This window comes from Marinomonas ostreistagni (genome assembly GCF_016461785.1).
Lineage (GTDB): Bacteria > Pseudomonadota > Gammaproteobacteria > Pseudomonadales > Marinomonadaceae > Marinomonas > Marinomonas ostreistagni_A.
This window is the reverse complement of record NZ_JAEMUH010000010.1, coordinates 116,060-137,596: the sequence shown is the minus strand read 5'-3', so window position 1 is coordinate 137,596 and position 21,537 is coordinate 116,060. Positions and strand designations below refer to the sequence as shown.

At 42.5% G+C, this 21,537-nt stretch carries 19 protein-coding genes; 13 read left to right on the top strand and 6 right to left on the bottom strand.

Features of this window, described 5'->3' with window-relative positions; genetic code table 11:
• Nucleotides 1–32 precede the first annotated feature (32 nt).
• Genes JHD44_RS11775 through JHD44_RS11760 form a run of 4 tightly spaced genes read left to right on the top strand, consistent with a single transcriptional unit; the run spans nucleotide 33 to nucleotide 3,574 of the window.
• Nucleotides 33–1,088 (top strand): FecCD family ABC transporter permease, encoded by a 1,056-nt coding sequence (locus tag JHD44_RS11775; protein WP_199462939.1) that lies wholly within the window; start codon nucleotides 33–35, stop codon nucleotides 1,086–1,088.
• A gap of 2 nt (nucleotides 1,089–1,090) precedes the next feature.
• On the top strand, nucleotides 1,091–1,924 hold the full coding sequence (locus JHD44_RS11770; RefSeq protein WP_199462938.1) for an ABC transporter ATP-binding protein: 834 nt from the start codon (nucleotides 1,091–1,093) through the stop codon (nucleotides 1,922–1,924).
• Entirely contained in the window at nucleotides 1,914–2,354 is a 441-nt protein-coding gene (locus JHD44_RS11765; protein WP_199462937.1) for a pseudoazurin, read from the top strand. The genes JHD44_RS11770 and JHD44_RS11765 overlap by 11 nt, the downstream gene beginning before the upstream one ends.
• Nucleotides 2,355–2,362: 8 nt before the next feature.
• Nucleotides 2,363–3,574, top strand: coding sequence for an MFS transporter (locus tag JHD44_RS11760; protein WP_199462936.1), 1,212 nt, complete (start codon nucleotides 2,363–2,365; stop codon nucleotides 3,572–3,574).
• Nucleotides 3,575–3,622: 48 nt separating this feature from the next.
• Here JHD44_RS11760 and JHD44_RS11755 read toward each other — a convergent pair whose 3' ends face one another.
• The 4 genes from JHD44_RS11755 to JHD44_RS11740 form a co-directional block, all read right to left on the bottom strand.
• Complete coding sequence (locus JHD44_RS11755; protein WP_199462935.1) at nucleotides 3,623–4,192, bottom strand: porin family protein; 570 nt, start codon at nucleotides 4,190–4,192, stop codon at nucleotides 3,623–3,625.
• 226 nt (nucleotides 4,193–4,418) lie between these two features.
• Complete coding sequence (locus tag JHD44_RS11750) at nucleotides 4,419–5,027, bottom strand: OmpW family outer membrane protein (RefSeq protein WP_199462934.1); 609 nt, start codon at nucleotides 5,025–5,027, stop codon at nucleotides 4,419–4,421.
• Nucleotides 5,028–5,251: 224 nt separating this feature from the next.
• Nucleotides 5,252–7,372 (bottom strand): glucans biosynthesis glucosyltransferase MdoH, encoded by a 2,121-nt coding sequence (gene mdoH / locus JHD44_RS11745; RefSeq protein WP_199462933.1) that lies wholly within the window; start codon nucleotides 7,370–7,372, stop codon nucleotides 5,252–5,254.
• A gap of 11 nt (nucleotides 7,373–7,383) precedes the next feature.
• Nucleotides 7,384–8,943, bottom strand: coding sequence for a glucan biosynthesis protein G (locus JHD44_RS11740; RefSeq protein WP_199462932.1), 1,560 nt, complete (start codon nucleotides 8,941–8,943; stop codon nucleotides 7,384–7,386).
• Nucleotides 8,944–9,244: 301 nt separating this feature from the next.
• On the opposite strand from JHD44_RS11740, the gene JHD44_RS11735 reads away from it, so the two are divergent.
• Nucleotides 9,245–9,823 carry an NnrU family protein gene (locus JHD44_RS11735; RefSeq protein WP_199462931.1) on the top strand — a complete coding sequence of 193 codons (579 nt, stop codon included), beginning with the start codon at nucleotides 9,245–9,247 and terminating at the stop codon, nucleotides 9,821–9,823.
• 55 nt (nucleotides 9,824–9,878) lie between these two features.
• On the opposite strand, the gene JHD44_RS11730 is transcribed toward JHD44_RS11735, so the two are convergent.
• Together JHD44_RS11730 and JHD44_RS11725 are read right to left on the bottom strand one after the other, a co-directional pair.
• Complete coding sequence (locus JHD44_RS11730; RefSeq protein WP_199462930.1) at nucleotides 9,879–11,786, bottom strand: methyl-accepting chemotaxis protein; 1,908 nt, start codon at nucleotides 11,784–11,786, stop codon at nucleotides 9,879–9,881.
• A gap of 157 nt (nucleotides 11,787–11,943) precedes the next feature.
• The gene (locus JHD44_RS11725) at nucleotides 11,944–12,834 is read right to left on the bottom strand and encodes a LysR family transcriptional regulator (protein WP_199462986.1); all 891 of its coding nucleotides are present in this window, start codon (nucleotides 12,832–12,834) and stop codon (nucleotides 11,944–11,946) included.
• A 98-nt stretch (nucleotides 12,835–12,932) separates the two neighbouring features.
• Here JHD44_RS11725 and JHD44_RS11720 point away from each other — a divergent pair, with 98 nt between their 5' ends.
• The 8 genes from JHD44_RS11720 (at nucleotide 12,933) to JHD44_RS11685 (ending at nucleotide 21,514) form a co-directional block, all read left to right on the top strand.
• The gene (locus JHD44_RS11720) at nucleotides 12,933–14,156 is read left to right on the top strand and encodes an MFS transporter (protein WP_199462929.1); all 1,224 of its coding nucleotides are present in this window, start codon (nucleotides 12,933–12,935) and stop codon (nucleotides 14,154–14,156) included.
• Between the two features lie 219 nt (nucleotides 14,157–14,375).
• Entirely contained in the window at nucleotides 14,376–16,781 is a 2,406-nt protein-coding gene (locus JHD44_RS11715) for a putative bifunctional diguanylate cyclase/phosphodiesterase (protein WP_199462928.1), read from the top strand.
• Between the two features lie 42 nt (nucleotides 16,782–16,823).
• On the top strand, nucleotides 16,824–17,771 hold the full coding sequence (locus JHD44_RS11710; protein ID WP_199462927.1) for a 2-hydroxyacid dehydrogenase: 948 nt from the start codon (nucleotides 16,824–16,826) through the stop codon (nucleotides 17,769–17,771).
• A 35-nt stretch (nucleotides 17,772–17,806) separates the two neighbouring features.
• Nucleotides 17,807–18,154, top strand: a complete 348-nt coding sequence (locus tag JHD44_RS11705) for a 5-carboxymethyl-2-hydroxymuconate Delta-isomerase (RefSeq protein WP_199462926.1) — start codon at nucleotides 17,807–17,809, stop codon at nucleotides 18,152–18,154.
• 37 nt (nucleotides 18,155–18,191) lie between these two features.
• Entirely contained in the window at nucleotides 18,192–19,151 is a 960-nt protein-coding gene (locus JHD44_RS11700; protein ID WP_199462925.1) for a phospholipase A, read from the top strand.
• A gap of 69 nt (nucleotides 19,152–19,220) precedes the next feature.
• Entirely contained in the window at nucleotides 19,221–19,787 is a 567-nt protein-coding gene (locus JHD44_RS11695) for a hypothetical protein (RefSeq protein ID WP_199462924.1), read from the top strand.
• A 141-nt stretch (nucleotides 19,788–19,928) separates the two neighbouring features.
• Complete coding sequence (locus JHD44_RS11690) at nucleotides 19,929–20,444, top strand: phosphatase PAP2 family protein (RefSeq protein ID WP_199462923.1); 516 nt, start codon at nucleotides 19,929–19,931, stop codon at nucleotides 20,442–20,444.
• Nucleotides 20,441–21,514, top strand: coding sequence for an MJ1255/VC2487 family glycosyltransferase (locus JHD44_RS11685; protein ID WP_199462922.1), 1,074 nt, complete (start codon nucleotides 20,441–20,443; stop codon nucleotides 21,512–21,514). The genes JHD44_RS11690 and JHD44_RS11685 overlap by 4 nt, the downstream gene beginning before the upstream one ends.
• The last annotated feature ends 23 nt before the right edge of the window (nucleotides 21,515–21,537 follow it).

The following is a 21,537-nucleotide window of genomic DNA, read 5'->3' as shown; positions in this document are numbered from 1 at the left end:
TCAAATTGACCCTGAAAAAAGATTATAGATACATGCAACACTCTATTATGCTAGCTGAGGCTCTGGATTCGCAGAGGCGTTCTGAAAAGCGTCGTTGGTTCATGCTGGCTGCACTATTTTCTCTATTGTTACTGTCGTTTGTGCTTGATATCGCAACCGGGCCATCTTTGCTTGATTTAGGGGATGTGACCGACGCCTTACTAAATAAACTGGGTGCTCCTATTGAGGTGGCACGTACTACGGAAGTGATTGTCACAAATCTTCGCCTGCCGATTGCGTTAATGGCGATTATTGTCGGTGGTTCCCTCGGTGTTGGGGGGGCAGAAATGCAGACTTTATTAAACAATCCTATGGCTAGCCCATATACGCTAGGAATGGCAGCGGCGGCAGGTTTTGGTGCAGCGTTGATGTTGTACATTGGTTCTCTGGGGTTGAGTTCACAGATAGCTGTACCAATCGGCGCATTTGTATGTTGTATGTTGTCTGCAAGCTTGCTATTTGGTCTGGCTATGATGCGCCATATCACTTCGGGACAGCTTATCCTAGCGGGTATCGCATTGCTGTTTTTGTTCCAGTCATTACTTTCTCTGGTACAGTTTGTCTCTTCTCCTGAACTAAGCCAACAGATTCTGTTCTGGTTATTCGGCAGTTTGACTAAAGCTAACTGGACAAATGTGACCATTACTGCGGTAGTAACCTTTGCTTGCATGTCTGTGCTACTTAAAGACTCCTGGAAGCTGACTGCGCTTCGCTTAGGTGAAGAAAGAGCAAAAAGCTTAGGAGTCAATGTCACCAGACTGCGTCTAAAAACCCTTATCTTAGTTGCAATCATGACAGCGACGGCCACCAGTTTTGTTGGAATTATCGGTTTTATCGGGATTGTTGCACCAAATATTGCTCGTATGTTGGTGGGTGAAGATCAGCGTTATTTTTTACCGCTCTCTTTTTTAGTGGGTGCATTTTTACTCTCTAGCGCGTCGGTATTGTCTAAAGTCATTGTGCCGGGTGCACTATTTCCGATAGGTATTGTTACCGCAATCATTGGTGTACCGTTTTTCTTTTGGTTGATCATCGGTAAGAGGCGATAACGATGTTAAAAGTTGAGAACCTTGATTTATCGTTTGATGACCTGGTGTTAGCAGACGATATGAGCTTCGAATTAGAGCCAAGCAAAACCCATGTCATTATTGGGCCCAATGGCACCGGTAAAAGCACCTTGTTAAAGACGCTATTTGGCGATATTCATCCTCAAAAGGGACTAGTGTCCTTTGCTGGAGCACCTCTTACTAAAGCAACGTTATCTACTTGGCGTACCCAGTTTGGTTATATGCCACAAGACATTCGTTTAGACGTAGGCTTAACGGTTTTAGAAGTTGTTCTGCTCGGTCAGTTAAATGCTTTGTCACTCAAGCTTGGTGATCAGCTGTTAGAGGAAGCATTGCAAGCACTGGATCAAATTGGGTTGCTGCATCTGGCAAACCGTGATGTACGAACTTTGAGTGGCGGTCAATGTCAGATGATTTTATTCGCTCAGGCCTTGATGCGTAAACCCAAGATTCTAATGCTAGATGAGCCTGTAAGTGCTCTGGATCTTCATTTTCAGCAAGTGTTGTTAGACCACTTAGATCAACAGACAAAGCAAAAAGGCTGGGTCTCGCTGATGATTCTTCATGATCTTAATCTTGCGGCGCAATACGCAGATAATTTGTTGGTGCTAAAAGGAGGGAAAGTGGTCGCACAAGGAGCACCGAAAGAGGTCATTACTCCAGCTATGGTGGAAGAAGTTTATGGGGTCAAGGCGGATGTGCAACTAGATAGTCTAGGCGTACCTTTCATTCGTACACAAAGGCGTGGCGCTCACGCCTATGTCAGTATGAAGGAGTCTTTACATGCATCAAAACCGGAATCATCTTATGTTAACTAGATCGCTGTTCTTTGCGGCTGTCACCTCAATAGCTTGCACTTCTGTATTTGCTAAAGACTGGCAAGTACAGATGTTAAGCTATGGGAAGAAAGGACCTATGGTGTTTGAGCCGGATTTCATCCAAGCACAAGTGGGAGATACGGTCACTTTTTTACCTACTCAACCAGGTCACCATGTCGCTTCAGCTTTGACACCAGATCAGCAAAAGGAATGGTCATCAAAGTTAAATGAGACTTATACCGTAGAGCTCACTAAAGAAGGTGTGAATTTGTACTATTGCCCGCCACATTTGATGATGGGGATGGTCGGAGTGATTCAAGTGGGTGAGGCGGTAAATAAAGCATCTCTTGATCAGTTTTATCCTTCTTTTCGTAACAAAATTGCCCTTAATCCTGAGCGTGTCGACGCTATCCTAGAACAGGTTGAATAACCCATAGCATGAACGCTAATCACTTCTTAGCAGACTGGCGCGCATTATCAGCAGCCAGTCGTGTCCTCGTTATCAATGGCTTTACCTTTAATCTTGGCTTTTACATGTTGCTGCCTTATCTGGCAGATCACTTGCAAAGAAACCTTGGCTTGAGTCCTTGGCATGTAGGGGTAGTGATTGGCTTACGGGTGCTAAGCCAGCAAGGCTTATTTTTAGTTGGGGGCACTCTAGGAGATTACTTAGGTTATAAGAAGCTTATTTTGCTAGGCTGCCTTGTTCGAGTTGGTGGGTTTGGGTTATTAGGCTTTGCCGCAAGCTTTCCATTACTACTACTAGGAGCGTTTTTAACCGGCTTTGCTGGTGCATTATTCACCCCTTCGAGTAACGCGTATTTGGCACATGAAGCACCCGATCAAACACGTCGTGACCGCATCTTTGCCATGCAAAATTGGACCAGTGAATCAGGTATGTTTCTTGGTCCTCTGTTGGGGATTGCATTAGTGACCATCGACTTTATGTGGGTCGGTTTTGGCGCTGCATTATTGTTTTTCGGGTTGTTTGTCATCCAGTGGCGTTTTTTACCTGAATTGGCTGACCAAGAAAAGCGCAGCCGCAGCGAGGGTGCGTTTTGGCGGCACTGGTTAAACATGCTTAAAAATACAGCATTTCTTAAGTTTATTGCTTACGCTTGTGCATTCCATTTATTCTTTCATCAATTATATTTAGCATTGCCTAACGAAGTAGAGACACGAGCATTGGACTCAAGCGTGATTACTTGGGTGTTTATGACGTCATCTATTTTAGGAATATGCTTTCAATTACCCATTAGTCGTTTGGTTAGTCGGACGATAGGAAGTGCCAAAGCAATGGGCTTGGGGCTTGCACTGATGGGGAGTTCTTATTTGCTGTTCTTACCAAATATTATGTCACTCCCTGGCGCTAACTTTGTTCTGTACGCTGCTATATTCAGTGTTGGTTCAATGTTAGTTCTCCCATTACTTGGCTCTTATGTACCGAAATTTTGTTCTAAATCTGAGCTGGGCAGCTATTACGGGATGTATTCTTGTGTTGGTGGTTTAGCTGCATTTACAGGTAACGTATTAGTGGGAACGTTACTGTCTTGGCCTACTGTGCCAAGAGAGTTGATTTGGATTGGGTTTGCTGTGATTGGTCTGATCGCAGGCTATCGTTTACATAGTCATGTGAAAAGCATTGCGTAAACGAAAGAAAGCCCATAAAAGGGCTTTCTTTGTTACTTGATAGGTTGCTTAAAAGCGGTATTCAACACCAACACTTGCTTGGTTAAAGTTTGTGTCAAAATCACTGTCTTCATCTAGATCATCTGCACTCAGTTCTGCGTCGTACCAAGTGTATTGGGCATTAAGAAGCAGTTGCTCAGACAGTTTGAAGTTTAAGCCCGCACCTGCAAATAATGCTTCATCATCAGAGCTGCCTGTTACGCCAGCGACAGAATAATCTGTGTCGTACCAAATTTGACCGGCTTTGGCGAAAAACTCAATTGAATCGGTTAATGGCAGAATACCTTTAAGAGCTGCGCTGTAACCATCTGTTTCAGCATTTGCAAGACTGCCACCGTAAGAACCGAAGTCAGTGTAGCTACCTTCCAGAGCAAAGAACTCGCTAAAACGATAGCCAATAAGACCTTGCCATACATCATTATTGTCATCAAAGTCGTCGTCGCTATCGACTTTTAAATAGCCGTAGTTACCACCAATATAGAGGCCGCTTTCGTTTGTGCTCCAATCTTCTGCGTGAGCAATTCCCGCAAATGATGAAAGGGCAATAGTACTAGCAATGATTGGCATAACTTTTTTCATGGTGTTACTCCTTGTGACCAATTTTTAAGAACGAGATCAGTGTTGATCGGATTGGTTATGGAGTAAATATGAATAGCGTCAACTTCAAATTTGCTGTGCGGTTTGTTCTGCTTAGCTGCAATAAGTTGTCAATTGAGGGCGAGGTTTTGGGGATTCTTGACGTTTTAAAACATGAAAGTCTCGATCTATGAGCGAGACTTTCAAGAGGAAATCTTAGACTAGATGATTAAAACTTGTAACCAACGCTGGCCATGAAAGCAAGCGGGTCGATATCTAGTTCAGCAGATTTAACACCGTCTAGTTTAACATCGGTACTAATGTCCATGTACCAAATTGAAGCGTTTACGAATAGGTTTTCAGATAGGCTGTAATCAAGACCAGCTTGAACAGCAAGACCAAATGAATCATCAAGTTCTAGATCCGTGCCAGCGATAGCGCCTTCCGTTTTCTCATCAAAGAATACCGTGTAGTTAAGACCTGCACCAACATATGGGCGTACTGCACTGTCAGCTTGACCAAAGTAATATTGAGCCATCAATGATGGTGGTAGATGAGATACTTCACCAATTTTTCCTGCACCTGCTAGTGTCACATCGTGTGTAAACGGTGTGGCAGCAAGTAGCTCGATACCAACGTTATCTGAATACATATACGTTGCAGTTAAGCCTATCTGTACATTGCTTTCAACGCCTAGGTCTAGACCTGTGCTGCTTTCATTTGGTACGACATCGACCAAACCGCCACGAATAAACATGTCACCCGCTTCGTGTGCCATAGCCAGAGGGGCACTTACAAGTGCAGCGGAAATTAAGGCGAATTTAGTTACAGATTTCATATCCATGTCTCCTGGTGGGTGCAAATCAAATAAGATGTGCTCACCATACTCTTGTACGCAAAAAAGAAATTGATCTAGATTAATTTTTGAGAGATGTGTGCGAGTGACGAGAGATTTCTATTAATCTATGTCATGAAAATGGTCATGCTAGAACGCTTTGCGCGTAAAAGTATTGGATCATGCTCGATTGAATAGTCAGCCACCACTAGGTGGCTGACTGGTATTTATGCAGATTGGCGAGCGTTTTGAGATGCTTCTGGTAGAAACTTCTGTAAGCTCAAAAATACAGAGCGGTACTTGAGAATTGACAGTAGCTCTTGTTCATTCAGATGTTCGTAAAGCTCATCAATAGAGTCACTGTGCTCGATTTGCCATGCAGCACAGACCTTATGTCGATCAAACTGTTTGTTTTCAAGCTCTGGGAGTTGAGCTAAGTGCCAATAGTAAAACTCTCTGTTATCGACATAGTCTTTGAGAGTATTAGAGCTGCTTGCGTGATGCTCGAGTCTCGCAATATGTTGCTCTAGTAAACTTACGATTTTACTTGGTCTACGTTCCTCTGGGCCTTTTAAGAGGCCCAATCTAGCGAGTACATTGCCTCGTTTAGAGCCGCCACTTAACCAAGAAAGAGGAATTGAGAAAATCAACCCAAATGAAATGGGCAGCGACCAATAAAATAGTTGTGGGCTCAAAAAGTAGGCGCTGGCCGCAAGTAACATACCAAACAATGTATGGTAAATGTGTGCACGTGCAGCCTCAGACCAGCGGTTCGCCCCGTCATCTCGTGACTGCGGCTTCCAGCCGCTGTCTCGGCCCTTTAACACGTCCACGACCACTAAGAATTGCGAGAACATCAAAATAGGTGCGTAAAGGGCCGAAATGAGTACTTCCAGTAGAGTATCTATGGTTAGCATAATTGGCCCGCCAAACTGACGGCAAACACGCCAATGCAGCATTACATTAATCCAGCCATAAAACTTAGGGGCTAACACTAACGCCATGGAGACGACGAATAGCGAGCGTGCCCTCTCAAAGTCAAATACTGGCCAAGTTGGAAAAAGCGATAGATTATTAAAATACTCAGGTCTGACAAAGTGAGCTTGAATTGCAAGAGCAAAACCGACGGCGATCAGTGCAAACCAAAAAACAGCACTGAAGTAGGAGAATATGCCCGTCATCAAGTGCATTCGAGAAACGAAATGCAGGCCTTTAGCTGGAACAAATGCTTTGTGCTGCAAGTTCCCCTGACACCAACGACGGTCACGAACCATGACGTCAATCAGTGATGGCGGTGCCTCTTCATATGAGGCCTGCAAATCGGTATCAAAGCGTACGCCCCATCCAGCTCGGCGCAAGAGTGCCGCTTCTATAAAGTCGTGACTCATGACATGACCGCCAAATGGTGCTTTACCAGGAAGGATTGGCAAACCACAAGCTTCAGCAAAAGCGCGAGTTCGGATAATAGCGTTATGACCCCAGAAATTTGAAGCATTACCATGCCAAGTGGTTAACCCTGCTGCATAAATGGGGCCGAAGCATTGATTGGCGAACTGCTGAATTCGGCTATAAAGCGTATCGGCACGTATAATCGTTGGAAGTGTTTGGATTAAACCTAAGGTGGGTTCTGCCGCCATACGACGAGCCATCGACATCAAGCACTCTGCACTCATCAAGCTGTCTGCATCAAGTACAATCATGCAGTCATATTCAGCGCCAAAACGGGTTACCCAGTCTGAAACATTGCCCGCTTTTCGCTCAGCATTATTAAAGCGGCGACGATAGTAAATAGGGCAACCAGTCTGATCATCATTGAGAATGGGATGAAAAGCCTGTTTCTCGCGAATGCTATTTTCAGCTCGATTGGTATCACTCAGAATGAAAAAGGCAAACTTACCTGGCGCATTCTCCAAAAGATCTTCCTGCATGGCTTCAATGCTGGCTCGAATCCGCATGGGGTCTTCATTGTAAACTGGTAATAAGATTGCGGTAACGCCGTCGGGTTCTGCTTCCAAGCGCTTTTTGCGAAATGGTGACAACTTGAATAGCAGGCCGAGGGTTGCTTGACTAAAAGCGAACGAAATCCATGTAAAATTAATGCAGAAAAGAGCAAGAAATAACCACTGTAACCAAGTAATATGGTTGGTACTCAATACCTCATACATTTCTTTCGCGCCGTAAACAGAGAGCCCTACGGTACAAATTAGTACGAAAAACCTAGAAAGTAAGGTGGTGAAAAAAAAGCGTTGCTGCTGCTTTTTTGTCTCTTTTCTCTGCTCATTAATGGCATGTCTCGGCATGTCGAGTACGGCATCTTTGGGTAAAGCGTAATTTGTTGAGTATTTCATCTTATGATCCATCATTCTCCCGTCCATCGATATAACCACGTCTCTGCAAGTGGTTTATCGTCTTGTTTTAGCTGTAGTCTAATTTCAGCCGTATCGGCTTCTTCAGGGTCAAAAGTGACAAAGGCTCGAACACCTTGCTGATAAGGGTTGGCAACTAATTTAGTGTCAACAATTCTGCCTTGGCTGATGCTGGCGTCTACTTGAAGGCTTTCAAGAATGGATACCTTCACGTCCTCGTAATCAATAACTAACTGTGGCTCAGATGACGACTCGTTCACCGCACTACGGACAATATGTGGTTGTCCAGATAATACTGGTGTGTCATTAGTGAGAGTTAAGCGGTATGAATATTCAAAAGGCTGACCCTTTTTAAGGGGAGCTTCTGGTTGCCAGTAAGCAACAATATTGTCGTTACTTTCAGACTGAGAAGGAATTTCAACCAGCTCAATATGGCCTTTGCCCCAGTCATTCATTGGTTTCACCCAGATAGAAGGGCGGCGCTGATAAAGGGCTTCTAAATCTTGATAGGCACTAAATTGGCGCTGGCGCTGAATCAAGCCGAAACCTTGTGGTGATTCATCCATAAACGCACTGATTTGTAGATTGTCTGGGTTAGACAATGGACGCCATAGCATTTCCCCTTGACCTGTTTGAATCTGCAGGCCTTCTGAGTTGTGCACTGCTGCTCGGTGGTCTGCTGATGGGGATTCGTCCATTGTCTTATTAAACATGTACATCGATGTTAAAGGTGCTAAACCAACATGATCTAAATCTTTTCGCGGGAACAGCGTGGATTCCACTTCGATTCGTGTTGGTGATCCTGGGAAGATGCCAAATCGATAAGCTCCGGTAACACTTTTGCTGTCAAGCAAAGCGTGCACAACAATCGCTTGCTGTGAGCTTGAAGGTCGCTCTATCCAAAAGTGGCGGAACATAGGAAATTCTTCCCCTTTAGGCTGTGCGACATCAACCGCGAGGCCTCTAGCCGAAACGCCATACTTTTGGCCTTTGGAAATGGCGCGAAAGTAGCTGGCACCTTGAAAGACAATAAATTCATCCTTCTTATCATCGGTGTTGATGGGGTAGTGCAAACGTAATCCTGCGAACTTACCTAGATCAGCGATCAGCTTACTGATATTTTCATTAGGAGTAATAAAAGATTCGGATGTGGCATTGATAGGATAAGCTCGCCCACTCTCAACTGCATCGATTTCCACTAGATCTTGATATAAAAAGCCTGGTGCGAATAACTGGATCGAAAACTGTGTTGGCGCATCTCCCCAGACAGCTTGATTTTGCTGAAAGTTGATCTGACGATACGTATCGTAGTCCAAATTAATTAATTCAGGATCTGCTTTCTGCGGCGCTTTCATAGGCTCTGCAGCAAGTGCTTTCGCTAAATCGATAACGGTTTGGCGAGAGAAGCTGTAGCCTGTCCGCTCAGGTTTCATCACGCTAGAGGTTTGTGCTTTGTTTTCATTAGTGCTTGGCAAGCTTTCTTCTGCCCAAGATGCATTTGATAATGCTAAGCTCGCGATCACAGGTAATGTTAACGTTGAAAGTTTCAGCATATAAGTTCGTTATTCGCTTAATTAAATAGAGTTCTAAGAGGATTGGTAAGAACCACTTATCTGACCATGGTTATTAATCATAATGATAAATTGGCTTGATAATGTGATTATGGTGTCGGGAAATTGCAAAGAAAACGAAATGTGAGATAGTCGCATCCGGAAAATGTAAAGACTGTATAATCGCTTGAATAATATAGGAAATATGACTTCAAACATGGCGGGTTATGCACTCAATTTTGCTGCTCTGCACTCTGTTTGATAAATGTTTTAGAAGTTTTTTTAGCTTGATTTGGAGAGGACGATGGCGTTATTGCTCGTAGGGTTAGTTTTATTCATAGGAATTCATTCGATACGGTTATTCGCACCAGAGTGGCGTCAATTTATGATGGAGCAGCTGGGCACAAAAAATTGGAAATTGATGCATTCTGCTGTGGCTGTAACGGGGTTGCTGACGATAATTATGGGCTATGGCTATGCCCGCTACAGTGCTGAGTGGCTTTGGTATCCTCCAGTTTGGACCCGTCATATTGCAGCGCTATTAGTCTTGGTTGCATTTTTCTACGTGATTGTAGCGGCCATGCCATACAGTAAAACGAAGTCCCGAATTGGCGTACCAATGGTCGTGGGCGTTAAGCTATGGGCTTTTGCTCACTTGATTAGCAATGGTACTACTGCTGATGTGGTCTTATTTGGCAGCTTTCTGGCGTGGGCGGTCATAAATTTCGTAATCTCAAAGCGCCGTATTAGAAGTGAAAAAGTAGTATATCAAGCGCCTGACTTTAAATACGACATTCTTGCTTTAGTACTAAGCTTAGTCGCGTATTACATTGTCGCTTTTCATCTTCATGCATGGCTGATTGGGGTTGCGCCATTTGCCTAGCCAAATAAAGCAGGGTTGATGCTGGCAACCCTGCTTCGATGATGAGTTAACAATATTAACTTTTAAAGTAATGGATGTTTTCGTTGAGCTCTTTGGTTAAGTCAGCTAACTGGTTAGCTGTGGCTTCATTTTTCTCTGCAAAGGTCACCATCTCACGCGCTCCCTCATCAACTTCGGATGTGTTTTCGCTAATACCTTTTGTAACACTTGTTTGTTCCTCTGTTGCACTGGCTATCTGAGTTGCTCGATCGCTTATACTGGTTATTAGCTGTTTGATTTGGTCAAAGCTTGCACGTGCTGTATGAATATCCGTTACACTTTTCTCTGCTTGTTCGTAACTCTTTTGTATTTGAGTGACGGCCTGACGACTACTAACTTGTAAGTTTTCAATCATCTTTTGAATTTCTTCGATTGAACTATAGGTTCGTTGACTCAGAACGCGTACTTCGTCAGCTACTACAGCGAAGCCGCGGCCTTGCTCTCCGGCTCGAGCTGCCTCAATTGCTGCATTGAGGGCAAGTAAATTCGTTTGCTCGGCAATGTCAGATATAGTGTTCAGGATAGAATTAATACTCTCAGCATCTTCACTAACTTTTTGAATGACCTCTGAGACATTACCAACCTCTTGGGCAAGTTGTTGGATGCTGGTTTGACTAGTGTCTATCTGAGATTGTCCCGATGCACTTGTAGAGACTGCGTTATCTGCATTACGAGCCGTTTCAAGTGCATTGTCTGCGATTTCTTGAGTAGCTTGGGCCATTTCATGAACGGCTGTTGCTACCATCGTAATACTGTTTTGTTGGGCAATTAATCTGGTGTGGCTGTGTTCTGAAGTATCGTTAATAGCACTGGTTTGTAATGCAATTTTACCTTCAATAGACTTGATATTATTGATAGTACTCTGCAGCCTTTCCACAAACTGATTAAAAGCGGTGACCAACGCCGCAACTTCATCTTGGCTGTTAACTGAGATACGAGCGGTTAAATCTGCGTCTCCGTTAGAAATATCCTGAAGCTTTGTAGTAACAGTTCTAAGGTCTTTTAATAGCCACTGCACCAATTTAAAAATAATCAAGGAGATAACAATCAGTGATATCAGAACGGAAATGATGGCAGAGGAAGCAAAATTATGGATAGGGGTCATTAATGTTGCTTTATCCATCACTAATGCAACAGACCAATTGGCTTTAGCAAGTTTCTGGATATAAACAAACTTTGGAACGCCAGCTACCTCAAGCTCTTTGTAAATAGGGGAATGTTGAGAGGCTTCAATCTCTTCATTAGTAAGTTGATAGTCTAGTTCATCAATATTCTTTTGTATGAGGGACTTATCCTGATGTGCGATGACTTGCCCTGATTGCCCCAAAAGAATGAGTTCACCATTGCCCAAAACTTTCAGTTCCAATATACGATCCAGTAAATCTTCAAGGAATACTAACCCTCCAATTGCTCCGATAAAACGTCCGTTGACAATAATTGGTTCAACGAAAGTCATGGACAACTTTTTGGTTGAGGCTGAAATATAGGGGGCAGTAACATACGCCGTTTTACTTGCTTTTGCTTCTTTGTACCAAGAGCGCACTCGAGGGTCATAACCTGCACCGTTTAAGCTTGGATCATGTCTATACATATGCCCATTTTCTAACCCGAGAAAAGTCATCCCAAAGCCTAGGCTTGATTGGGCTTGTTGAAGAACAGATAAAATCTCGGTTTCATTTTCATTTTGAGTAGAAAGAGATTTTTCCAAATGGTGTTTTACCGAGGCCATGGTTGATTCTCGGTCTGAATACCAGTTCGTTAAATAAACGTTGATAGCGGATGCTTGTGAAGCGGATTCAGATCGGATGCTTTCTTGATTTGCAGAGTAAAACTTGCTGTAAGCAAGCCAGCCCACAGAGATGGAGACAATGAGAATGGCAAAAATGCTTTGTAAAGTAATTTTGCTCTGAAGTGAAAGTTTCATGACTTCGTCCTTTGGTCATTATGAAGATTGCTTACAAAAAGTAACATTGATGTGACTGAGACAATGGGAGGATACGATTTTTTACATTTTAATCAATGCTTATGTCTCAATAGGGATTCCTTTAGTGAGGTTTTCGCAGTTTTCTTGGTTGTTAAGTTCATGTGCTAGGTTTATTTCGCTCTGTTTCTTCTATTAGGAATGCTAGGAAGGTGCGGTTAGCTTTTGAAAGGTAGCCATCTTTACGCCAGGCAATATTGATATCCAGCCAAACTTCATCAGAAAACGGTCGTGTGACCAGCCCATCGTTCTCTTCTATTACCATTCCAAGGAGCGTTGTAATTCCAAACCCCTGTTGAACAATAGATTTTATGAGAGGGATCAGGTTAGTCTCAAAGCCAATGTTTGGCTTAACTCCTTGTTGCTGGGCTAATCGGTCAATAACGCGTCGATGAAAAAAACCTTCTTTGAACATAACGAGCTCTTCTTGAAAGAACAGTTCAGGCTCAATGCTTCGTAATGCTACGAAAGGGTGGTCTTGGTTAATAGTGACTAACATTTGTTCTTTTAAAAGCCCGTGAGTTTCTAATGAATCGTTTGGCTTTTCAGCAACAATTACACTTAGGTCTATTTCTCCACTTTCTAGCATTTGCTGGAGTTTCCATGTGCCTCCTTCAATCACTTGAAGTGTTAGGTTTGGGTACCGATGGCGAAATGCCATTAGAATAGGAGGGAAGTAGTAAGAGCCAAGCATACTGGGAATCCCCACTCTGACTTCACCACTTTTTAGCCCACTGAGCTCTTCCATTGCAGATTGTGTTTGGTCTGCTTGTTGAATGAGTTTTCTAGCGTATTCGTAAAGCACTTTTCCTTCATCTGTTAGGCTTATTTTTCGATCGCGTCGATGGAAAAGAGTAACGTCTAGCTCTCGTTCTAATTTTTTCATCGCCATGCTTAATGCAGGTTGAGCAACATAAAGTTGTTCAGAGGCACGTGTAAAACTTAAGGTGTCGGCAATAGCTAAGAAGTATCTAAGTGGTTTTATCTCAATCATTTATTTTGATCCAAATGATAATTTTTATATATTTTATTGATAAATTTATTGGGCGTATAGTTCCTTCATTAATTGTCTTTTGAAGGTGAAATGCATTGATTGAATCCAGTGGTTGGGCATTTTGGCGCGGAACGTTAGCGCTTATTATTGGCTCGTTTATGGTGTTTGCTAATGTTTACGTAACCCAACCGTTGCTACCTATGATCGCTCAAACGTTTGCAATTAGTGAGCTACAAGCGTCGAGTAGCTTTACGATTACAACATTAACTTTGGGCTTATCTTTATTAATCTACGGTCCTTTATCCGATGCGCTTGGTCGTAAAAAAATCATGGTGGTGACTTTATTTGGGGTGACTCTTACGACATTTGCATTAAGTTTCGTCAGTGATTACAGCAGCCTTATAGTTTTGAGAGGGCTTCAAGGTTTTTTTCTTGCCGGCTTACCTGCAATAGCGGTTGCTTATCTGGGTGATGAATATACCCCTCATGCCATGGCTGTGGCAGTCGGGCTTTATATCAGTGGGAATACAATTGGTGGCATAGGTGGGCGCTTAATTGGCGGTTTTATCGGTGAGTGGCAAGGGCCCTCAGCTGCATTTATGGTGATGTCTGTTGTCAGCATGGTTTGTTTTACCTTGTTCTGGGTTCTGTTGCCGAACTCGCGAAACTTCCACGCTAAACCTTTCTTGATAGGAGATTTTATTACTAATGTAACGCTGCATCTTCGGAGCCCAGTTTTGCTGATGTGCTACCTGATTGGCGGCTTTAACTTTTTTATATTTATCAATCAATACAGCTACATTACCTTTGTTCTCGAGGACGCACCATATTCATTGTCGGCAAAGTATGTCAGCCTTCTTTTTTTGACCTACTTAAGTGGTACCGTGGGTTCGGCATTTTCAGGAAAGTTAGCCGCATACATTTCTCAGCCTAAGATCATGACGATTGGGACAGGCATCCTTATGCTAGGGTCTTTGATCACCCTGTATCCCTCTTTGATTGCAATCATTGTTGGTTTATTTATCAATTGCTTTGGCTTTTTCCTTTGTCACTCAACTACAAGCGGATTTGTTAGCAAAAATGCCAAACAGGCTAAAGCAAGTGCCTCGTCACTGTATTTAGTTTTTTACTATCTCGGAGCGAGTGTTGGTGGTTTTTACCTTGACCCTTTTTGGCAACTGGGTGGTTGGTCCTCGGTAGTATTAGGTTCTTGGTTGGTTCTTGGTGGGGTACTAGTATTAACCGTTGTATTGTCAAAGTATCATCAACGCAATACAGGCATGCCTCATGATGGTTCGATATTCTTACCTTACAAATAAAAGAGCCAGCTTTATTTAACGGATTTTTAGTAAAAAGTCTGCTCTTTATATGCGGCTATTTAATAGCTAAAGCTAAGTAGAGAATAGTTGAGCAAAATCATTCCAAGGGTGGTTTGCATAAGACTATTAACCCTGTATAGTCATGCGTTGGTAAGTTATAAGAATATATCGAGAATACCTTTTATTGTTTGTCATAGAGGCTGAAGTTGTAGGGTAAGAATGATATCCGCATTAAATCGATCACTTTACATCAAACAGTCTTTAGCAACGCTAATTTTTGCGATTGTTCTCAGTTTAGTACTTAGTTTTTTTCAAGCATATCGCACTATTCAGCAAGAGCCATATCGAATACAAAAAGAGTTCAACGACACTTTGTCCATCGTTGAACGACCCCTTTCCCAAGCACTATTTCGTCTAGACGTTACTTTCGCTCAACAACAAGTTGAAAGTTTGCTATATAACCCAGCCATTCAGCAAGCAACTGTTTATGATGAAAATGATCACATTTTTGCTCAAGCAAGTGCCCCAACTCTCTCGCCGTCTTTATCTAATGATGTTGCTAACTTCTTATTACGTGAGCAACTCTCTGTCGGGCGTTTATTGAACTTTAGCGGTATTGAGATTCCTCTAGGTCGCATACAGTTAGAGTTAGATCGTCGTTATTTGGTTGAGCAAATTATCGCTTTTAATAGCCAGCTATTTATTCAAAACTTGGTTAAAGATGTTTTGCTTGCTCTGATTCTTTCTTGGCTATTTTATGTGATTGTCACTCGCCCTGTGAAGCAGTTGACATGGTCATTGGCAAAAGTAGATGAAGTGAATGGAGTATCTGTACCAGCAAGCTTTGATGTATTACACAGCAATGATGAACTAGGACGTTTGAAAGCAACCTTTAATGCGCTTTGGCTGCGTTTAACCAATGCTCTGGAGGCGTTAGATCGAAGTCATCAACACTCAAAAGCCATGATCAGCCACGCGGCGGATGGGATTGTTGTGTTAGATAGAATGCTTAGAGTGCAGGTCGTCAATGAGGCGGCAGAAAAGCTCTTAAATAAATCCTCAGAAGATATGTCGAATTTACCTCTGACAACTGTTAAGGGAGGAAGTTTTTGGGCATCTTTAGAGCACTCATTGCGAGATTTGCCTGTTGATCAGACCATGACTGCTGAAACGACGCTATCTAATAATCTAACTCTTACCCCAATTGAAATACGCATTAGTAAGTACGAAGTACATGGTGAAGTAGAATTTGTCTTGCTTATGCGTGATTTGTCTGAACGTAAAGAGGCTCAAAAACGAATCAATAGGCTTTCATTTTATGACTCACTTACTCGGTTGCCGAATCGCGCATTAATGATAGATCATTTGCAGAAATGTATGAGTGAAATGAAACCTGCCAGTTTCGGTGCATTGATCATGCTGGATTTGGACCGCTTTAAAACGATCAATGATTCGCTAGGACATAATATAGGCGATCAATTATTGTTAGAAATAGTGGATGGCCTGTTGCCACTTGTTCCGCCAAACACCACATTTGCTCGAGTAGGTGGGGATGAGTTTGTCTTTCTGTGGGGAAATGTTCGTGGTGACATGGAAGAAAGTAACGTTTCCATGAATAACTTTATTCAGCGCGTACTTTTTGAATGCTCTCAACCAAAGCATGTAGAAGGACATGATTTACATGTCACTGCGAGTATGGGGGTGTCGTATTTTGATGGTTCAGAAGAATCTACTGCAACCATTCTAAGGCAGGCTGATACCGCTCTTTATAAGGCAAAAGAGTTAGGGCGGAATACGTGTGCCTTTTTTCAAGAGGACATGCAATCCACATCAGATGCACGTTTGCAAATGGAAAAGTCTCTCCATCGTGCATTAAAAGAAGATGAGTTTGAGGTGTATTACCAGCCGCAAAATAATGACAAGGGTGACATTATAGGCGCAGAAGTTTTATTACGTTGGAAAGACCACGATCGTGGTTTTATTTCTCCAATGGAATTTATTCCTGTTGCTGAAGAAATTGGTCTTATTCATGACATCGGCAGAATTGTACTACAGAAGTCTACAGAGCAAGTGGCTACTTGGCGTCAACAAGGTCTATGGCAGGATAGCTGGAAAATTTCAATCAATGTGAGCCCTATGCAGTTTGCCCACGCTAATTTACTAGACTATGTGATAGAGGCTTTGGATAAGAGTGGTTTACCAGCTGAATTAGTCGATATCGAAATTACCGAAACGGTTTTAATGTCTGACCTTGATAGTGCCTTGGCAAAGATGGAGCAGTTGCGTGATTTAGGCATCAGTTTATCGGTTGATGATTTTGGTACCGGTTACTCTTCTTTAAAATACCTGAAAGATCTTCCAATTGATCGATTGAAAATTGATCAATCATTTGTCAGAGACTTAATAAATGATAAAGATGATTACGCCATCGTATTGGCCGTTATCGCTATGGCTAACGCTTTATCGTTAAATGTGCTGGCTGAGGGAGTTGAAACACTAGAGCACTTTCAGCAATTGCAATTAATGGGCTGTTACAGTTACCAAGGGTACTACTTTAGTAGACCTGTTTGTGCCACGGAATTCGAGAAGTATTGTAAATCTCACTTCGAAACTGAAGTAATCTAGCGAAATTTATTTCAGTCAGGTTAAGCGGTTAATGGAGAGGTTATGTTGAAGTCCACGATTCCTTTTGTTAGTTCCCTAGATAAAGCTGAAGAACAGTTATGGTTGGATATGCTGTCATCATCGCTTCCTGATGAATTAATCTTGCCTTTATCAATGATGTCAGAACACGAAAAGGAAAACTCTGATATCGCTGTTATAGCAAACCCTGATCCTAACCAGCTGAAACTACTGCCTAACCTAGTATGGGTTCATAGTGTTTGGGCCGGTGTTGAGAAACTTCTTCAAGCGGATGTGGCGCCAAATTTTAGCATTGTTCGTTTAATTGATCCTGAATTGAGTCGAACAATGAGTGAGGCTGTGCTTGCGTGGTCTCTTTATCTTCATCGTAATATGCCCGATTATAAAGCTCAACAATCGAAAGCGGTGTGGAAGCCCTTACCTTATGTCTCGGCTAAGCAAAGAACAATAGGCGTACTTGGGCTGGGGGAGCTAGGTGCGCAATCCGCAAAAAGGCTTATCGATTTCGGTTTTTCCGTAGTGGGTTGGAGTCGAAGTGCCAAATCAATATCAGGAATGAATTGCTACGATGGCGAACAGGGATTAGAAAAGGTTCTCAACCAGAGTGACATTCTGGTCTGCTTATTACCACAAACCCCTGAAACTGAAGGGTTATTGAGTTATGAGAACCTTGCTAAACTAAAGCCAGGGGCCCAAATCATCAACTTTGCACGTGGAAAGATTCTTGATGAAGATGCTTTAATGTACGAGTTAAATGTAGGGCGAATTCATCACGCTGTATTGGATGTTTTTCAGCATGAACCTCTGCCACGCTCTCACCCGTTTTGGACGCATCCAAATATCACTGTTTTGCCTCATATTTCTGCACCAACTACGCCTCAAAGTGCTGTAGAAATCGTTGCTCAAAACATACGCAATTACCGACATTTAAATATGTTACCCCCTACAGTTAATATACAGTTAGGATACTGACACTTTCATAACAACGTTAAAAATAGGAAGTCTTCATGCCACATTGTATTATTGAGTACAGTCAAAATTTAGAACAAGAGGTTCCACCACTCGATTGGATGGAATCGGTTCAACAAGCTTGCATCGAGTCTCAGTTATTTTTGCCTGCTGATATAAAGCTAAGAGCTTTTGCATGCAAACACTTCATCACAGGTGGCGTTCAAGATGCATTTGTGCACGTATCTGTCCGTATGCTTTCAGGGCGAACGAAACAGCAGAAATCTGAACTTTCACAGTCTGTCCTAGATGCTTTAAGTCGCTTTTCAGTAAAACAGGTTAGTCTATCAGTTGAAATAATTGAGATGGATAATGACTCTTATCTAAAGAAAGTGATTCCTGCTTAATTGAAATAAGAGACGCAGAAAGCCCTAGGAGTAATTAATGTCATATAGAAAGTTCGGTTGGTTGCTTTTGGGGGTTGGTTTTGCATCTGGTGCTTGGGCTGAAGACGTAAAAAATAGTGCCAATGAGCAACCTAGTTCACAAGCCTCCTCATTGGAGCCGGAAGTACCTGAGCCCATTTCCGAAAGGGCTCGTAAAGCTAAAGGCATGGTAGAGCAGAGAGTTCAGCGTGAGGAGCAAACATCCAGCGACCCGTTTGTTTTAACTCCGCATAGGCCCAATTATTTTTTACCTGTTTACTATACGCAAAAGTCAGGAGACAGGGACTCATATAATAGCGCTAACCCTGATGATACTTTGCAAGATACTGAGTTTAAGTTTCAGGTGAGTATGAAATTTCCTGTGGCGAAAGGTGTTTTAGGCAATGACTCAAAGTTGTGGTTTGCTTATACCCAAGAGTCTTATTGGCAGGCTTACAATAGCAAAATTTCTGCACCTTTTCGGGATACTAGTTATGAGCCTGAAGCTTTTATTCGAAAAGAGACAGACTTTTCATTTTTCGGTACAAAATTGACGCATGTAAACCTTGGTATTGATCACCAATCAAATGGTCGCGGCGATCCTCTTTCACGTTCTTGGAACAGAGTGTATGCAGACTTTGTTTTTGAGCATGAGAACACAGTTGTTTCTTTGAAGCCTTGGTATCGAATTCCTGAATCTGAAGAAGACGATGATAATCCAGATATAGAGGAATATTTGGGGCATGGTGAATTGACTCTTGTGCATGTAGTCAATGATGTGACCTATGACGTGCTTGTGAGAAATAATCTAGACTTTTCCAATAATCGTGGGGCAGTGAGATTAGGAGTAAGTTTTCCTATGTGGGGTAAGGTCAGAGGGTATGCCCAGTATTTTGAGGGGTATGGTCAGTCACTTCTAGATTACGATAACTATACGCGCTCTTTTGGTGTTGGTTTCATGTTATCCAATTGGCTATGATGGGCTTTGCAATATTTTTGCAATATTGCATTGTTAGTTTATGGGGCTATAACCTTAAGGAGATACCTCATGACTAAACGTTCATTACCATTTGTTGGCTTACTTGCTTCTTCATTGCTACTTACTGCTTGCGCAGGATCAAAAACTAAAACAGGCCCTGAAATGGCATCTGAAGCTATGCCAGTAAATAATCAAGACCTGTATGAAGTGCATGAAGAAGGTCGCATTTATTTGTTCGATGATCGTGCCACTTACAAAGACTTTTTAGCTGTAGGTGAAACGTCTTACCGTAAAGTGCGCATCGGTGAGGGGCCAAAAGGTGAGACGTTGGTGTTTGGTTTGACCAATGAAGACAAGAAGAAGACAAGCGGTATTGCTAGTATCGACATGTTTGATGGTGACCTGAGTGGTGCGGAAGATTTCTATGGTGAAATGCGCATGGAAGGGCGTATTTATGTATTCCAGTCACTGGAAGAGATGAATCATGCGCGCATCGTTGGTGAAGTGCCTCTTCGTTATACTGATATCGCTGCCGGTCCAAATGGAGAAACGGTTGTTTACGCTTTAAACGGCGAAAACAAGAAGAAAAAGCCTGTAGAGCTAATGGCTAAGTTCAAAGAAGCGAACCAAATGTAATTCGTTCCTTATTTCGATTGTCTTAAAAAAGCGCCTTCTGGCGCTTTTTTGTTGTCATAAAAGCATCATCCTGCTGCCACGAAAGTGACACCATATCAGCCTATTTTAGGAATATAAAAGGCATGTATAGGTGGGATAAGTATGAATATACTGAACAGCATTCATAACATGGACGTAACAACATTTTATTGGTTAATGGCTCGCAAAAGGCGTCAAATGCTGACGCGAGCGAGTCGAATTATTTCTATGTCAGCGGACGGTCCGCTATACGTGCTTATTGCATTATTGTTGTGGAGTTTTGGCCATTCGCTTTGGACCGCAATCATTGCGTTCGGATTTATTGTTGAGCGTTTGCTGTATTTTGTCCTAAAGCGAAGTTTTAAACGAAATCGCCCCGCGGATATTTTGGACGATTTTACCAGCTTTATTCGGCCGTCAGATCAATTTTCATTTCCTTCTGGTCATACCTCAGGTGCTTTCTTTATGGCTTATTGCCTAAGTGAGTGGTTTCCAGAGTTTTATATGAGTTTTTATAGTTGGTCTGTCATGGTTGGAATGTCGAGAATTTTTCTAGGAGTACACTTCCCAACAGATACTGCGATGGGCGCAATTCTTGGTTCGACGTGTGCAATGTTGTCGTTTGAGGTGTTGGTATGAAAGTGTTGTATGGAGTACAAGGAACGGGAAATGGGCATATCACTCGTGCTCGTGCAATGAGTGAAGAGTTTGCGCGTTTAGGGGTTGAAGTTGATTATGTTTTCTCAGGTCGAGCAAATACAGATTACTTTGATATGCAGTGCTTTGGGGACTATCGAACATTTCAAGGGCTTTCGTTTGTTGCAAAGAATGGCAAAATTAGTTTGCTTGGAACCTATCGTAATGCGCATATCACGCGCTTGATAAAAGATATTTATACCATTGACGTATCTTCATACGATTTGGTGTTAACAGACTTTGAGCCAGTAACTGCGTGGGCTGCTCGTAGACAAGGCAAGCCCTGCATTGGGTTAGGACATCAATACGCTTTTCAATATAACATTCCTAAGTACAATGCGGATTCATTAGGGGCGTTAATCATGTCATGGTTTGCGCCAGTATCGAAAGGCGTCGGAGTGCATTGGCATCATTTTGGACAGCCAATATTACCTCCGATCATCCAACACACTTCCACTAGTGAGATAGCGATCGAAGATCAAGTCTTAGTGTACCTTCCTTTTGAGAATTCTGAAGACGTATTGGAAATGTTGGAGAGTGTACCTTCTTATCAGTTTCGAATGCATTGTAGAGATATTGAGCCTGGTCGTTATGGCAACGTCGAAGTTTTTCCATTTAGTCGTGATGGGTTTCAAAAAAATTTGAGAGAGTGTCAATCTGTGCTTTGTAATGCAGGATTTGAACTCAATTCAGAAGCATTGCATATGGGGAGACGCATTTTGGTCAAGCCTTTGCATGGTCAAGTAGAACAGTTATCAAATGTGGTTGCCTTAGAGTATTTAGGGTTTGCTAAGGCTACAAATGAGCTTTCCCCAAAGGTAATACATCAGTGGCTAAACGAAACAAAAGTCGTGCGTGTATCATTTCCAAACGTTGCTAAAGGCATTGCAGAGTGGATAGCGGAGGGTGCCACTGCACCTGTTGAAGAGTTGAGTGCATCAATGTGGCAAGCTGTTAATCCCGCAAACGGTATCCCATTTAACAAGCAGAAAGACATGCCGCAAACAGTTTAATCTAGAGGGGGCTGCCACCGATA